Genomic DNA, 15,266 nt, shown 5'->3' with positions numbered 1-15,266 from the left:
ACTTGGAGCTATAGCTGAACTTCGATGAGAGATGGGCCAGGTTCATTGAATGAATCCAGCATCGCTTTTGTGAAATCTTCAGCTGTATTTACGGAGCGGGCAGAAACACCCATACTGTTTGCCATTGAAACCCAGTTAATTGTTGGGCGATCTATATCAATCATTGCCATAGCTTGTTCGCCGGGAGTGCCAGCGCCCATATTGGCGTATTCTGCTTTCAAGATGGCATATTTATTGTTGGCGAAGATGATTGTCGTAATGTTCAATCCTTCACGCGCTTGCGTCCATAAAGATTGAATTGTGTACATCGCGCTACCATCCCCAACCATGCACACGACACGTCTATCTGGACAGGCTAAAGCAGCACCAATGGATAAGGGGGTTGCATATCCAATAGACCCGCCGAGATTATTGATAAGATCATGAGGACGTGCGCCGACTGTATGCCCCATGGTCTCACGACCTGTTGTTAGCGACTCATCTATCACGATTGCATTTTCAGGAATGGAATGAGCAAGGGCGTGGGCGATGCTTAATGGAATTAACTCACCTGTAGGAGCGGGTGTTTCTACCCGTTCTTGTAGGATTGGCGCTGCATCTTGACCGCCGATAGCTTCAAGCAGCATTTCAAACGCTAATTCACTATCTTCGTCTTTTTCGACGAGACAATGCACGTTTGTGGAAGGGTCTTTGAGTAAGCTTGGTTTATCAGGATAGCTGAAAAACGCTGTGGGTTCATTGGTTTCCACAGTGATTATGTGTTTAAAGCCTTTTAGGAATTCTATAGCTTGCGGCACGGCATAAGGAATGCGTTCCAAAGGAACGCGGCCAGCACCGCGTTCAATACGAGCGGTGAAAAATTGTGTGCCTAACCGACATTTGCACGAGGCAGATACTTTTCCAGCTAATTCTAACGCTCGGCCTTTGGTTGCTTTGTTGGCAAGAACAATAAGCGCTGGTTCGCCACTCTTGAGAATATTGGCGACATTTTCAATTCGGCCAGTGTCTGGAACGCGCTTTTCATGTTTTACTTGAGGTAAAGCATGTGTGGGCGCGGCTTCCTCCCAGCTTGTGTTACCGGGCAAGATGAGCGTAGAAATCTGGCCTGGGTGGGCGTTAGCTGCAGCCACCGCTGAAGCCGTATCCCAAGCTATAGAAGATGCAGAATCTGCGCGGCGTACCCAATGACTTAAAGGCCGCGCTAGACCTTCAATATCAGATGCCAGTGGGGGATCGTATTTCAGGTGCGACATGGAGTGCTCACCTACGATATTTACCATGCCTGATGAAGCGCGTTTCGCGTTGTGAATATTGGCGAGTCCGTTGGCGAGCCCTGGTCCAAGGTGTAGGAGAGTGGAGGCTGGGGTCTCTTTCATCCTATACCAACCATCAGCTGCGCCAGTCGCTACACCTTCAAAAAGGCAAAGCACGCTCTTCATCTTTGGGTTATCCAAAGCTGCAAGAAAGTGCATTTCAGATGTGCCGGGATTAGCGAAACATATGTCTACGTTTTGGTCGATCAGTGTTGATACGAGACTCTCTGCACCATTCATGACAATTTCCTTATTAGTATCCGGCCATTTCGCGGCCTTCGCCGACAACGCCATAGCTGCGCTTGGGAGGGGACATCAAAAAGCGATATCCTTCACTAATTAAGCGTTCCACATTGCCCGAGTTTGTGTGTGGATTGCCCACGACAACATTGTGCTTGTGACAAATTGCAACGATCTTAGCCATTGCTTCAACAACTTCAGGATGGTCGTATTGGCGAGGGAAACCAAGCTCTTGAGAAAGATCTCCTTCACCGATTAGGATGAAGCCTATTCCTGGAACATTCGAAAGAATATCATCAAGATTTTCAATTGCCTGTGTGCTTTCGCACATTAGTCCTACAAGAATTTCACCATGTGGTACGAGTGGCCAAACATCTGCTTTTGCATAATATTCAGCTTGGCTTAATCCCCAATATCGAGCTGCTGTAGCGGGACCATCGCCACGTACACCTTTGGGTTCGTACAAAGGCGCATTCTTTGGACGACCATAACGACATGAAGCCACGGCATTATAAGCTTGCTCTACTGTCGCAACGTGTGGCCAAACCACGCCATACACACCGCGATCAAGAACTTGTTTGGCAAATGCCTGATTCATCTCAACACCATTGGCGGGTATACGTGCAATCGGTGTTACATTGGGCGCAACTGAGCCAGATTGTGCGATTTGTTTGCGGTTCAGCATGTATTGAAGAGCATCGCCTAAGCCAGCGACATCATATGGATTGTGCTCCATTTCGAAGATGATGCCGTCATAAGGTGAATCAGTCATCTCAATTGCAGCTTGTTTATCCAACTTTGAAAAAGCTGTAAAAGCGGGTTTGTTTGACTCAAAGGCACGGATAATACCGTTTAATCGTGTGTCAGCCATTTGGGGTGTCCCTCAGGAATAGAAGTCGTGTAAGAGAAAATTGGTGCCATAGTCTTTTAAAGTGACGAGGCATTGTTCAAATTAATGACCGGTTATTTGTCTGTGCTCCAATACATGAAGCCCATGCCTTCTCCGGTTCCTGCTGGAGTTCGGTAGCTTGGGACATAGTCTACAAGCGTCATCTTTGCGCCAGCATCTTTGAGTGCCATCATAACAGATGTGTAGAGTTTGATTTCTGATGTGCCGGACTGATAGCTAGTTTCGGGTAGTGCGGAGAGACCTTCAAAATCATAATTGCCAAGCATTTCTATGATTTTACGGTCAAATTCTTCGTCACATACGAAGTGAGACAGGCCACCTGATGCGATAATGGCGACGCGCGCATCTGAATCCCAATCCTTAATGGCTTTTACAAGTGACTTTCCAAAATCAATACAGCGCCACATTGGGGGCTGCGTCGGTTCGTAGAAACAATTCATGAGAATTGGCACATGTGGAGGTGGATTATCACTCATAATTTGATGGTAGATGAAGCTGAAAGCATGCGGCACGATAGGGGCAGCGGGTTTCATCCAAACATTATCTGGCCATGAGAATAGGTCAGTGATGTCAAAGCCGTCTTTCTCAAAATTTTTGATGAGATAGTTGGCAAGCTCTGGGTGGCAATTGTGTGTAACTGGTTTGTCTGGCGCAAATACAGGGCGCTGTGGTGGACCGTTATGTACTTCCTCACCACTGTATATTGCGATTGAAGGAGACATGTGCGTGAAGATTTCTTGCTGGTCCTTGCCCAGAATAATCGCAACATCTACATTTGCGGCCTCATAAGCCTCTTTCATCTTTTGAATGGCAGCGTGATTACGTGCTTGACGTTGTGTGCGTTCCTCCAACGTAAGGAACGGTTCGAAATTTTCTGGTCCACGTTCAGCTTCTAGGTCTTCATAGTCCCAGCGTTTATTGCGATACCAGAGCATTTTTTTATTGTTGCGATCACGTTCGCCATTGGTGAGCCAGTCTTCAGGGGGCTGGCCCAGCATGCCGCTGTGTGGTTGTGCCATTCCAAATACTATTTCGGCCATTGGTAATTTCCTTTTTTATCACAATACATGTCATTTTTGCTGGGGAGGGATCAAAAAGACGTGGTGAGCGATTGATTTTAATTACAATTTTATGTCGACTTTGCTTCGTCGATATCGGTATTGGCTTCCGGTGTAACTTTGGGAGCCCATTCAGGTCTCAAGACCAGAAGAACGGTTGTTGCACCGATAATCAGGAAGACAAAAATCAGTGTCATAGGAGCTAGGTAGGAGCCTGATTTATGGAGCAGCCAACCTGTGATGATTGGTGCTAATATGCCCGCTGATGCTGATGCGACGTTCTGAAAACCTTTGACGACACCAGTTATTTCTTTTGGTATCAAGGTCAGTGTACACAACACTAAATTGTTGGCTGTCGTCAGACCTAAACCGGATAGCGATGCAATATTCCAGAAGAGAGCTTCTTCAACCGTTTCGGCACGCGCACCCAATAATACGGTACATGCACATGCGAAGCCGGCAACAACAAAGGCTTTCCTAATAAGAATGGCACGTCCAAATTTTGCTATAAGTCTGTCAGCTGTCCAACCCGCCGTTAAGGCGACAATAGCGATGCCTGCAAAGCTAAAGAAAGTATACAGGCCCATTTCTTTTAGGGTTAATCCGCGTTGCTCGACAAGATATGATGGCATCCATGTCATGCAGAAAAATGTGAAATAGTTATAGCAAAAATTGATAACGAGCGTGCCCCATATGAGAGGGCTTGAAAGTATTGATTTAACAGGGATGGGCGATTTTTTCTTATTGTTTCCAGTCCTGCTAAATTGTTCGGGCATATCGTTTTTAACAATAAAGATCCACGGAATTAGCCATAGTAAACCTGCTATACCCGTGACGATGAACATGAGTTGCCAGTTCATTGTAACAATCAACCATGCTGCTATTGGTGCCCCAAAAGCTGGACCAAATTTGGTTCCGAGCATGTAGATACCAACGGCCGTTCCGCTTTCATTTGGATCAAAATTTGATCTAATCCAACGATAACTGGCAGGAACGACGACAGCTTCGGCTGCACCAATAATCAGGCGCAAGACAATGAGGCCCCACAGTGCTGACATCAATCCGATTGAGGCAGAGGCGATACACCATATTGCAAAACAAATTGCATAGGGTCTTTTGACCCCATATCTATCAACTACATATCCCATCGGAACTTGAAAGAGGGCATATGACCAGAAGAAAGCTGAATTAATCCAGCCTCGATCTACATCTGACAAAGCAAAATGAGCTTTGAAAGCGTCAACAGCGAGTGCTGAGGAGATATTGGTTCTGTCAAAGAAACCAATCAATGCTCCAAGCGCCAATATGCCCAATGTTATCCATTTCAAATGGGGAGGCAGGGATGATGCTCGTGGTTGGTCGGGCTCTGTTTTTGTGCTTGGTTTATTCACGTTTCTCTCCCCAGTCTTTTATTATTTGGATGTTTGCTTGTTTATTGTCTTTATGCAGACAGTCCGGGATATAGTTTGAGGGCTGTTTGTGAAAATATCCAGTTGCGGTCTTTATCGGTTAAGCTCGCCAGCCCTGCTTGCGCTGTAGCAAGTATTTCTGTCAGGCTTCCTGGCGATGTTGGGAAATTGGAACCCCACGCCATGCGGTCAGATCCAAAAACGGATACAACTTTCGGGAAGAAAGTTTCAGCGCTTGCTTTACCTTTTTTAACATCCCCAAAAATACGCGGTGTCAGTTTGAGGTAGATGTTAGGGATGTCTGCAATGTCAAAAAGGCTTTGAGCGTTGTTGTAAGGAGGTCCATCTAGAACATCTGGGCGACCTAAATGGTCTAGAATGATATTCGCACGCGGGAATTTTTTCGCTAACATGCTCACTTGTGGCAGGCCGATAGGGCCTGTCTGAATACACATTGGCAGACCAAGTTCTTCTAGTAATTCCCATGCTGCAAAAGAGCGAGGATCGTCAAGTTCGCTTGGGTCAAAAGCTTTTGTGCTTCCGCCTGTAAATAGACGTAGTCCGGCAAGCCCCTTTTTATTCCAAGCTGTGATTTGATCGCATGCATCTGACGTAAGTACATCAACAGAGCCGACAGCAATGAGGCGATCTGCAAATTTATTACATCCGTCAACGACATAACTATTGTCAAAGCCATATGTTGTTGAGCTGTGCACAACAGCCGCTTTGCTAACGCCGGCTTCGTCCATTGCTTCTATTAGCGTTTCAGCTGTACAGGGACGTTCCTGAGACCAATCCGAGCGAATGCCGAAAAGAGGAGACGGCGGATAAGTTTCTAAGTCACCTGATATTATATGTGGGTGAATATCAATAATATGATTGGTCACGATGTGTGCTCCCTAATTATTTGTTATTATTTACCTTTTGCTTTTAGGTGGGCATCTAATCTTGGGTAAACTCTTCGTGCATTGTCTTCGAAAATTTTCTGACGATCCGCATCGGAGAGGGCATCACAAGCATCCAGATAGCGTTTTGTATCATCAAAATAATGACCGGTGTTGGGGTCTTTACCGCGCACTGCCCCAACCATTTCAGAGCCAAACAATACATTGCTTGTTGGGATGACTTTTGTCAGGAGTTCGATGCCAGGGTGATGGTAAACACATGTATCGAAAAATATGTTGTCGAGGAGGCCTTCAAGTGGTCTGTTGGCCATTTCAAGAGACATTCCGCGATAGCGACCCCAGTGATAAGGAACTGCTCCGCCACCGTGCGGAATCACAAAGCGTAAATTTGGGAAATCTTTAAATAAATCGCTTTGCAATATTTGCATAAATACGGAGGTGTCTGCGTTTAAATAGTGTGCACCAGTGCCGTGAAAGTTGGGGTTGCAGGAGGCTGCAACGTGGATCATGGCTGGAACATCTAAATCACACAAAGCTTCATAGACAGGATACCAAGAGCGATCCGTCATAGGCTTACCTGTCCAATACCCCCCAGTAGGGTCCGGGTTTAGGTTACAGCCAACAAATCCCATCTCTTCTACACAGCGACGTAATTCAGGAATACTATTTTCCGGAGGTGCATGAGGCGTTTGTGGCAGCTGACATACCGGCACGAAATTATCTGGGTAAAGGTCAGCCACACGGCGCACAAGATTGTTTGACACTTCTGCCCATTCAAGTGCAGTGCGTTCATTGCCTAAATGGTGGCTCATCAATCCCGCGATAGGAGAGAAGAGTGTAAGATTGCTCCCTCGGTCTTGCTGGAGTTTTAGCTGGCCATTGCCAACACCTTCACGGATTTCATCATCAGTTACATGTGCTCCGGATACTTTGGGAGCATTCACAGGATCATCAGCATACTGTACCTGCTTTTGTCTCCAATCTCTAAAAGACTGGGGGACTGTAGTGAAGTGACCATGGCAATCGATAATCATGTAAGCCTCTGAAGATTGTAATTATTCTTTCTTCCAGCTTAGCTGATCAATTTCAGGCTTGGGGTATAGAATTTGAGGCATGCTGCATAAGAACATACTGTGGCGAGCCTATATTTACCCAGTGAAAGTGTATTCGTTTAGAGTTCGAACAGAAATCGTGAAAATGTTTATATCCAATATTGTATCAGAGCATCCAACAAATGAGGGATATGGGGCATTTAGGTGGAAATTTGTACAATAGAAACAGTTATTAAGATCGGAGTATTGTATCTTGAAGTCGCAATTGTTTTTGAAAAGTGGCTGTCCACACTGCTTGAAATTGTACATATTTTTAAGTGAAACCGGATTATCCAAAGAGTATGATATTGAAGTTTTCGAGCACGGAACTTCTCGGCATACAGCGATAAGGATAGACATGGAAAAGAGCGGTATAAAGCCTTCTTTTCCTGCTGTTTTGACTCATTCTGGAATATGGCAGACTGACTCTGAAAATCTCATAAGCCAGCTGGCTCGCGATCGTGGAAATGATATTGAGAACCTGTCTTTATATCAATATTTTGTGCGTGGTTTATATCCCAAATACGGAGCTATGCGACGTGAAAACATTGAGATGAAGAAAACAATAGAGAGCTTGCAAAAAACTAAATAGACTAATTTTTTCTAGTGAAAAATATAAGCCGCCCGATCTAAATCGCGCGGCTTATTTTGGGTTTAGGTTCTAAATTGCTTCTAGAAACGTTTTTCTAATGTGAGAGACCATTCTGCTCCGCGAGATGGAACAAATGTGGATGTGTAGGTTGGAGATTGACCTGAAAGCTCAAGACCTGACAGGATGTATTCTTCATCTAGAATATTGGAGCCTGCGAGAGCGATACTCCAGTTTGCTTCATCGTCTGAATCGTATTCAATACGGAAGTTTGTTACCCCATAAGCATCAATTCTAACTGAGTTATCGCCATTGCTTGCTTCAGTTTCATCTGTCCAACCGTAGTTCAATGCTGCTTTAACAACACCGCCCAACATATCACGATTGAAGTTTGCTCCGGCCGAGAAACTCCATTCTGGCGCGAGTTTTGAATCGCGGATCGGACAATTGTCAACATTTACATCTTCAAATGCAATGTCAGGACATTGGTCAAAATAGTATAGTTCTGATTCAGGATCTAGTTTACTCCAGTCGTATTTTGTGTGGCCGACAGACCCTGAAACTGACCAATTTTCACTTAAAATGAACTCTCCGTCTGCTTCAAATCCGCTGATTACAACATCACCAGCATTTGTCATAACAAGACTAGGGCTACCAAAACGAGGCTGGTAGAATGTAGCGAACTGAACAATATGATCTTTGATGTCCATCGCGTAGATTGAGGCATTTGTCCGCAGGCGGCTATCAAGCCAATCTGCTTTGATACCTACTTCGTAGTTGATAACGTCTTCTTGATTGTAAGGGCGGACAGGGGTGTCATATGCAACACAGCCGGATGCCAAAGGTCCGGGGCCACAAGATGGCTCTGGCACGTGGGTCACGAGGTTGTCGGAGAAGCCGCCACCTTTAAAGCCTGTAGAAACTGTTCCATAAACCATTTTAACAGGGTCGACAAAGTAACGTGCAGAAACACGCCAGTCAAAAGAATCAAATTTCGCTGATCCTGTGAAAGCATCAAAGCCGTTGTTTGTGTAGGCTTGTCCGCTAAAGCCATCTACGCCTGCAACAACGACGCCATCACCATCCCAATCTATTGTTGCGCCCGGATAGTCTTCTGCAATCGGAACTTCATCGGCACCACCATTTACGACGTCATAGAAACCGATAACGGTAGATTTGTCATCTTCACTACAACGCGCACCGACGGTTACTGAGAATTTCTCTGAGAAGTCATAGACCATATTTGCAAAGATAGCTTGCGTTTCCACTTGAGCATCAACGAATTCTTCGGCCGCTTCTACATTTCCTTGCTGGAAAGGGGCGCCAAAGATCAAGTGGGCACGGTCTCCTGTGTGCTCAAAAGGTTGCTCTTTGAAGAAGTAAACACCACCGAGCGCTTTTAGTTTGTCGCCAGTATAGTTCAATGTGAATTCGTGTGATTCAGAATCAACTTCGGTAACATTTACACGATTGTACAGGTTACCAAATAAGACATTCTGCGTGTAATATTCACCCTTAATCATTCCACCTAGATAATTGATCGACCAAGTATCATTAAAGTCATAGCCGACTTTCAAGCTGTATGCGGTGTTTTTGATCGAGTCTTCAAGCTTACATAGTTGATCCGCAGGGATGTAGTCGCCTTCAACAGGGGTAGCCTGATCTAAATAGCAAGGAAAAGAACGGGTGTAATTATCACCACTGATAAATCTAGGATCTTGAGCGACCAGAGGGTCTAGTCCGTTGTTTTGTAAATAGGCCTGCAATCCTCTGAGTGCTGGAGACAATGAATCATCATTGATTGGGATTGGGTCACCTGGATTGATAGCATTTATACCACCTTCTCCCTGACGAACAGAAAAGTCTGAAATGATAGGCGTAGGAGATAATCCGTTACTCTCAGCGACAGTTCCAGATAAGTCTATTGTTAGTTTATCAGTTGGCTCTAAACGCAGAGCTGCCCGAAAGGCGGTTTCATCTGTATTCCCAGAGTCATGAATAACATTTCCATCACGGTCTGTGACATTAATATATCCGTCTCTGTTCCATGTACCTGCATTTACTCGCAGAGCGGCACGGTCGCCCATAGGAATGTTGATCATTCCGGTTAAATCAGCCCGGTTACTCGTACCAACAGCACCAGCAACGCGTGCACCGAACTCATATTCTGGAGCTTTTGTGTTATACTGAATTGTACCTGCGGTAGAGTTTCGTCCAAATAGTGTCCCTTGAGGCCCGCGAGAAATTTCTACGGATTCAACATCAACGAGTTTCAACAGTGAGCCCATAGTTCTTGGGTAGTATAATCCATCAATATAAACGGCCACCCCAGGTTCAGCAGACACGCGTCCACTAGCGGTGGAGACACCACGAATAGAATATAAAGGCACTGACTCACCAAATGGTGTTGCTCCACCAATTGAGAGGTTGGGCATGAAGTTAGATAAGTCTTTGAAATTACCTGCATCTAACTCAGTAAGGTCACCTGCATCAAAGGTGATGAGTGATGTTGGCACTTCTTGTTCTGTAAAGGATACGCGCTCGGACGTCACAACAATCGTGTCGATCATTATGCTGCTGCGTTCTTTTTCTTCGGTTTGCGCCTCTGCCTGTGTTTCTGTTTGTGTTGCTTCCTGTGCGCTAGCTGACAGCCCCATTGCCAGCGCAAGCACACTTGGTACTGCCGCGCTCAATTTTAGAAATTGTTTCCGCTTCATATTCTTCCTCCCAGAATTGATGGCACTAACTGCCACACTTTGTCTGAGCATGCTTTCATTGATCTTGAGGTTTTCGGGTATAGATTTCGTGGGCAAGCTGAAAATATCTACAGCCAAATGCCCATGAAATTTATATCCTTAGCAGTCATTAGTTATGGCATGCCGTTGATTTTCGATTTTGGTTTTTTGTTTTTGAATGTTGCTTCTCTACAAAGAGAAGACAAAATCAAAAATGTAAGAATTGGTGCTGTCCTGCTCTGGTAAAGTATAAATAGAGTAGAGTTTGTAGTTCTGCTTCCATTATACAAAGGCCTATAAAGGTGGTCTTTGGAATTGCATTTAAGCTATTGATGCGCCGAATGAATATGGCGGTCCCTGATTTCGATAACCTCCTACATAGCCGCAAGCTCTAAGTATTCTGAACGTACTGAATTTAATCCAGTTGAGTGATGTGTACACCAATTGATGCGTTTGAATATGGGAGATAGATATGGAATTGACGGGTAAACTCTTATTGGGAGATAGTTTCGTCAAAGGAAGTGGAGGTAGCTTTAAAGGCTTTAATCCAACAACTTCTATGGAAATGTTTCCCGAATTTTATGGTGCTTCTGTGGAAGAAGTGTCGACAGCGTGTCGGTTGGCTGACGAGTCTTTTCAGGCTTTCCGTGCGACGAGTCTCGAAGAAAGGGCAAACTTCCTTGAAACTGTTGCGGATGAATTGGAGAAACTCAAATCTTCAATCGTCGCAAGAGGCGTTCAGGAAACAGGTTTGCCCGAAGGACGTTTGCAGGGGGAATTAGGGCGAACAACTGGTCAGCTGCGTTTGTTTGCAAAAGTGGTCAGGGATGGCGGATATCTTGATGTCCGCATCGACGAGGCAATGCCCGATAGGACACCACCACGACCAGATTTAAGGTTGGTGAATATTCCTGTTGGTCCAGTTGTTGTTTTTGGTGCAAGTAATTTTCCGCTTGCTTTCTCAGTGGCGGGAGGAGATACGGCCTCCGCATGGGCGGCGGGTTGTCCAGTTATTGTTAAAGCCCATTCCGCACATCCAGGTACATCTGAGTTGGTTGCCAAGGCAATCGTGGCTGCGGTTAAGCACTGCAATATGCCAACAGGTGTTTTCTCGATGCTTTTTGCTGCGTCTCGCGATGTTGGAACGGCACTTGTTGCAGACCCCAGAGTTAAAGCCGTTGGATTCACTGGTTCTCGTCAAGGAGGATTAGCACTTCAGGCGATTGCACAATCGAGAGCTGAGCCAATACCAGTATATGCTGAAATGAGTTCTATAAACCCTGTCATACTTATGCCAGAGGCGATGCAGCAGAAAGCAGCAGGCATTGCGCAAGCTTTTGTAGGGGCGCTAACTTTAGGGGCAGGCCAATTCTGTACTAATCCCGGCTTGGTGCTGGCTGTTGAAGACCCGTCACTAGAGCTATTCAAAGAAGAGGTAGCAAAAGGGCTGGCAAATAGCGCTGCAGCGACGATGTTAACGGCAGGTATCTGTGAGGCATATCAAAGCGGTGTTCGCGCTCTAAAGGCCAATCAGAATGTTTCATGCGTTGGCGAGGGGATGAATGCTGAAGGTGTGGTTTGTCAGGCTCATGTCTTTGAGGTGGGCGGCGCTAATTTCCTTGCTGATGAGACTTTGCAGGATGAGGTTTTCGGCGCAGCATCCCTTATCGTGAAGTGTGAAAGCGTATCTCAACTGAGAGAAATTATCACGATCTTAGAAGGGCAGCTAACAATTTCAGTGCACGCCGACGCAGGCGATGAGCCAGAAGTGAGAGCACTTTTGCCGTTATTAATGGATAAGGCAGGACGTGTTCTTTTTGATGGGTTTGGTACCGGAGTTGAAGTCTGTGACGCCATGGTGCATGGCGGCCCTTATCCTTCGACAACAGCACCAGCGACGTCTTCTGTTGGTTCAATTGCAATCAAACGCTTTTTGAGACCTGTTTGTTTTCAAAATCTTCCGCCTAGTTTGATGATGCCAGAAATATCTTCTGAGAATTCTGCCGGCATTCCTCAACGTGTGAATGGCGGTCTTAAAATTGGTTAGCAAACGTCTAGAGGCATGCCTGCCCAATGATAGGAAATGCGCCTGAATGGGCAGGTATTGTGTTCAAGTGATTGAAAAAAATCTCAAGCTCAGGATCGTATTCGGATCAAATAAAATGAGAAAAATAAAAATACAAAACGATATTCTGGAGGACAAGTGATGTCTAAACAAAAAGTGCCGCTTAAAATTGCAGTTGCGGAATTACCGCACACATCTGCCGTCCGCAATGGATCTATTCCTATTGAGGGGGTTGATGCTGAATTCCTGACAATCCAGCCCCAGATCGCTGCCTTTAGACGTATGGTTCGTGATCTTGAGTTTGATGTGTGTGAATTGGCCCCAACCACATATATAATTGCTAGAGCGCATGGTATTCCAATTATTGCTTTGCCAATTTTTGTTTTGCGTCGCTTCCATCACTCAGGCTTACTTGTGCGTCCTGACGCGGGCATTAAAGTGCCTAAGGATTTGGAAGGTAAAAAAGCAGGAGTTCGCGCTTATTCCGTGACTACAGGTGTCTGGACGCGAGGAATTCTTGAAGAAGAGTTTGGTTTAGACAATTCCAAAGTTACATGGGTTGTGGATGATGAAGAGCATGTTTCTGCATTGAAATTGCCTTCTAATGTTATCAAAACGCCTGCTGGTCGTTCGCTTAATGATATGATGGCGAAAGGAGAGCTGGTTGCAGGCTTTCACGGGAATGCAGGTGTTGGTCGAACAGGTGATCCAACAAGTGGATGGAAATCAGTTGAAGTTGATTATCCGGACATGTTTGAGAACCCTGAAGAGCTTGAAGCGGAATGGTATCAGCGGACTAATATCTATCCAATGCACGGAACTATCGTAGTCAAAGAGGCGGTTCTTAAAGAAAATCCTTGGATTGCGAAATCGCTCTTTGATGCATTTGAGCAGGCGAAGTCAGAATGGTTAGAAACACTTGGGACTTCAGGTTCTGATCACCCTCAAGATGTGAAATATCGTAAATACCAGAAAATTGTTGGCCATGATCCGCTGCCATATGGAATTGATGAAAACATTGAATCTATTAAAGCGCTTGAGCGTATCGCATTCAGTCAGGGCATGTTGCCCAAACGTATGAGTGTTGATGAGCTTTTCGTCGATCCGCGTAAGGTTTAACCATCATAAAGTGAAAAGGGCCTTCTAGATTGGGAGAGCCCTTTTTTTTGAGGGAAGTAGCATGTCTTTTCTAATCAAATGTTGCGCAGGAGCGGCGCTCGCTTTTTGTAGCCTAGTGGTCGCTAATTGTTCGGATACTAAGTCCGAGATTGCAGCGAAAACATCTAGTGATGCTGAAGATTCTAATGTTGAAACAGCAGCTATATTTGAGCGGTTTGAATATGAGGGACGAGACCCTGAATATTTAATAGGTAAGAGTGAGAATGAGTATTGGAACCCGATCCTGCCGGGGAGTTATCCAGATCCGACGATTATGCGGGTTGAAGATGACTATTATCTAGCTCTTTCCAGTTTTGGATATTTTCCTGGGTTGCCAGTTTTCCATAGTAAGGATCTTGTGAATTGGTCGCTTGTCTCAAATGCAATTGATCGTCCCGGTATGCTGGATATAGATAGCGTGTCGTTTTCGCGTCGAGGCGTCTGGGGTCCAACAATAGAATATCACAATGGTCGATATTCTATTGCATCTGCATGTAGTGATTGTGGTGGTAATTTTATAGTTACAGCCGATCGTCCTGAGGGGCCGTGGTCTGATCCAATCTGGCTAACGGATGTTGGGGGCTTCGATCCAATGCTATATTTCGAGGGAGATAAAGGTTGGTTGCTATATCACGCCGATCCCCCGGGTGGACCTCAATATAAGGCACATGGTGCGATCTGGATTCAAGAAATTGATCCTGTCTCTTTTGACCGATTGAGTGAGCCTCATATGATCGTTGATCGAGGGTCTAATGTCGAAGAAGAGCCCATTTATGTGGAGGGGCCGCATATTTATAAAGTGGATGATTATTACTTCTTATCGATTGCCGAAGGTGGAACAGGTTTACAACATAGGCAGGTAGTTTTTCGTTCAAAAGACTTGCTTGGCCCTTATGAACCTTATGAAAACAATCCTATTTTGTCTCAGGCCGGCCTTCCATTTGATCAGCCAAATCGTATCACGACGACAGGGCATGCTGATCTTGTTGAGACGCAAAATGGTGATTGGTGGGCTGTATTTTTGGGAACGCGAAACTATACGGAAAAAGACTATTCAGCAGGTCGCGAAACCTATCTCATGCCAGTTTCGTGGGAGACTGGTTGGCCAGTTATTATGAGCAATGATCAGCGCATGCCGCATAAGATGCCCAAGCCAGATCTACCGGAATTTGTGGCGGACGGGGCGCTATTGCGAGGAAATTTTGAAATTAAGGATGAGTTTGACACTGAATTAGGTGATGATTGGGTGTTTATTCGCGCACCGGAAACAACATGGTGGGAAACGGGTGAGGGTGAGCTTATCATACACCCAAACGGAGAGCGCCTTGATAATGGTCGTCAACCTTCTATCGTTTCAAGACGTATTCAGCACAATTTTTTCACTGCAAAAACCGAAGTTTCTTTGAGTGCCTCAAATTCCGAAACAGAAGCGGGGCTGGTGATTTACAAGAGCAATCTCGCCTATTTCACTTTGGGACTAGTGAACAACGAATTGGGACAGGCTGTACTTCGTTTGCGTGAACGCGCTGGCAAGGATGATGTCGTCGGTGGTCGGGTTTTGGTTGAAAAAGTGTTGGGCAAGACGGGCGACGATAATGTTGAACTCAGCATTGAAATGGATGGGGCGATCATTTCATTCTTTTATACATATGGCGATGGTGTTCCTCAGCCATTGTTGGTCAATGGTGACGCTTCGATTGTAAGTCCAATTCGAAGCTGGGATTTCATTGGTGCGATGATTGGTTTGTACGCAGCAGCGGAATGAAATTCTGCTCCCAATGATCATGGGCATT

General features: G+C 45.4%; 11 protein-coding genes. 4 read left to right on the top strand and 7 right to left on the bottom strand.

The annotated features are described in order from the left end of the window. Nucleotides 1-8 precede the first annotated feature (8 nt). The 6 genes from HBAL_RS13155 to HBAL_RS13130 form a co-directional block, all read right to left on the bottom strand. A complete protein-coding gene (locus HBAL_RS13155) occupies nt 9-1,553 on the bottom strand; it encodes an acetolactate synthase large subunit (protein ID WP_015828435.1) in 1,545 nt (514 codons plus the stop codon). A gap of 13 nt (nt 1,554-1,566) precedes the next feature. Further along, complete coding sequence (locus tag HBAL_RS13150; protein WP_015828434.1) at nt 1,567-2,424, bottom strand: HpcH/HpaI aldolase family protein; 858 nt, start codon at nt 2,422-2,424, stop codon at nt 1,567-1,569. Between the two features lie 92 nt (nt 2,425-2,516). After that, the gene (locus HBAL_RS13145) at nt 2,517-3,503 is read right to left on the bottom strand and encodes a DODA-type extradiol aromatic ring-opening family dioxygenase (RefSeq protein ID WP_015828433.1); all 987 of its coding nucleotides are present in this window, start codon (nt 3,501-3,503) and stop codon (nt 2,517-2,519) included. An 89-nt stretch (nt 3,504-3,592) separates the two neighbouring features. Next, nucleotides 3,593-4,912 carry an MFS transporter gene (locus tag HBAL_RS13140; protein ID WP_015828432.1) on the bottom strand — a complete coding sequence of 440 codons (1,320 nt, stop codon included), beginning with the start codon at nt 4,910-4,912 and terminating at the stop codon, nt 3,593-3,595. A 50-nt stretch (nt 4,913-4,962) separates the two neighbouring features. After that, nucleotides 4,963-5,817, bottom strand: coding sequence for an amidohydrolase family protein (locus tag HBAL_RS13135; RefSeq protein WP_015828431.1), 855 nt, complete (start codon nt 5,815-5,817; stop codon nt 4,963-4,965). A 26-nt stretch (nt 5,818-5,843) separates the two neighbouring features. Beyond that, on the bottom strand, nt 5,844-6,869 hold the full coding sequence (locus tag HBAL_RS13130; protein ID WP_015828430.1) for an amidohydrolase family protein: 1,026 nt from the start codon (nt 6,867-6,869) through the stop codon (nt 5,844-5,846). 271 nt (nt 6,870-7,140) lie between these two features. Here HBAL_RS13130 and HBAL_RS16730 point away from each other — a divergent pair, with 271 nt between their 5' ends. Continuing rightward, nucleotides 7,141-7,518: a hypothetical protein gene (locus HBAL_RS16730; protein ID WP_149037424.1), complete on the top strand. Its 378-nt coding sequence runs from the start codon at nt 7,141-7,143 to the stop codon at nt 7,516-7,518. Between the two features lie 80 nt (nt 7,519-7,598). Here the strand turns inward: HBAL_RS16730 and HBAL_RS13120 are convergent, their stop codons facing one another. Next, nucleotides 7,599-10,232 (bottom strand): TonB-dependent receptor, encoded by a 2,634-nt coding sequence (locus tag HBAL_RS13120; protein WP_015828428.1) that lies wholly within the window; start codon nt 10,230-10,232, stop codon nt 7,599-7,601. A 490-nt stretch (nt 10,233-10,722) separates the two neighbouring features. Here HBAL_RS13120 and HBAL_RS13110 point away from each other — a divergent pair, with 490 nt between their 5' ends. The 3 genes from HBAL_RS13110 (at nt 10,723) to HBAL_RS13100 (ending at nt 15,238) form a co-directional block, all read left to right on the top strand. Beyond that, a complete protein-coding gene (locus HBAL_RS13110) occupies nt 10,723-12,297 on the top strand; it encodes an aldehyde dehydrogenase (NADP(+)) (RefSeq protein ID WP_015828427.1) in 1,575 nt (524 codons plus the stop codon). A gap of 159 nt (nt 12,298-12,456) precedes the next feature. Next, a complete protein-coding gene (locus HBAL_RS13105; protein ID WP_015828426.1) occupies nt 12,457-13,434 on the top strand; it encodes an ABC transporter substrate-binding protein in 978 nt (325 codons plus the stop codon). A gap of 61 nt (nt 13,435-13,495) precedes the next feature. Beyond that, the gene (locus tag HBAL_RS13100) at nt 13,496-15,238 is read left to right on the top strand and encodes a glycoside hydrolase family 43 protein (protein WP_015828425.1); all 1,743 of its coding nucleotides are present in this window, start codon (nt 13,496-13,498) and stop codon (nt 15,236-15,238) included. Nucleotides 15,239-15,266 lie beyond the last annotated feature (28 nt).

The sequence above is a fragment of the Hirschia baltica ATCC 49814 genome, assembly GCF_000023785.1.
Classification (GTDB): domain Bacteria; phylum Pseudomonadota; class Alphaproteobacteria; order Caulobacterales; family Hyphomonadaceae; genus Hirschia; species Hirschia baltica.
Note: the sequence above shows the minus strand (reverse complement) of the source record. Positions and strands in the feature narration are given on the sequence as shown.

Bases quoted from the DNA above. Each gene is read 5' to 3' on its own strand.
- HBAL_RS13155 (WP_015828435.1), bottom strand. From the start codon at position 1,553: ATGAATGGTGCAGAGAGTCTCGTATCAACACTGATCGACCAAAACGTA.
- HBAL_RS13150 (WP_015828434.1), bottom strand. From the start codon at position 2,424: ATGGCTGACACACGATTAAACGGTATTATCCGTGCCTTTGAGTCAAAC.
- HBAL_RS13145 (WP_015828433.1), bottom strand. From the start codon at position 3,503: ATGGCCGAAATAGTATTTGGAATGGCACAACCACACAGCGGCATGCTG.
- HBAL_RS13130 (WP_015828430.1), bottom strand. From the start codon at position 6,869: ATGATTATCGATTGCCATGGTCACTTCACTACAGTCCCCCAGTCTTTT.
- HBAL_RS13120 (WP_015828428.1), bottom strand. From the start codon at position 10,232: ATGAAGCGGAAACAATTTCTAAAATTGAGCGCGGCAGTACCAAGTGTG.
- HBAL_RS13110 (WP_015828427.1), top strand. From the start codon at position 10,723: ATGGAATTGACGGGTAAACTCTTATTGGGAGATAGTTTCGTCAAAGGA.
- HBAL_RS13105 (WP_015828426.1), top strand. From the start codon at position 12,457: ATGTCTAAACAAAAAGTGCCGCTTAAAATTGCAGTTGCGGAATTACCG.
- HBAL_RS13100 (WP_015828425.1), top strand. From the start codon at position 13,496: ATGTCTTTTCTAATCAAATGTTGCGCAGGAGCGGCGCTCGCTTTTTGT.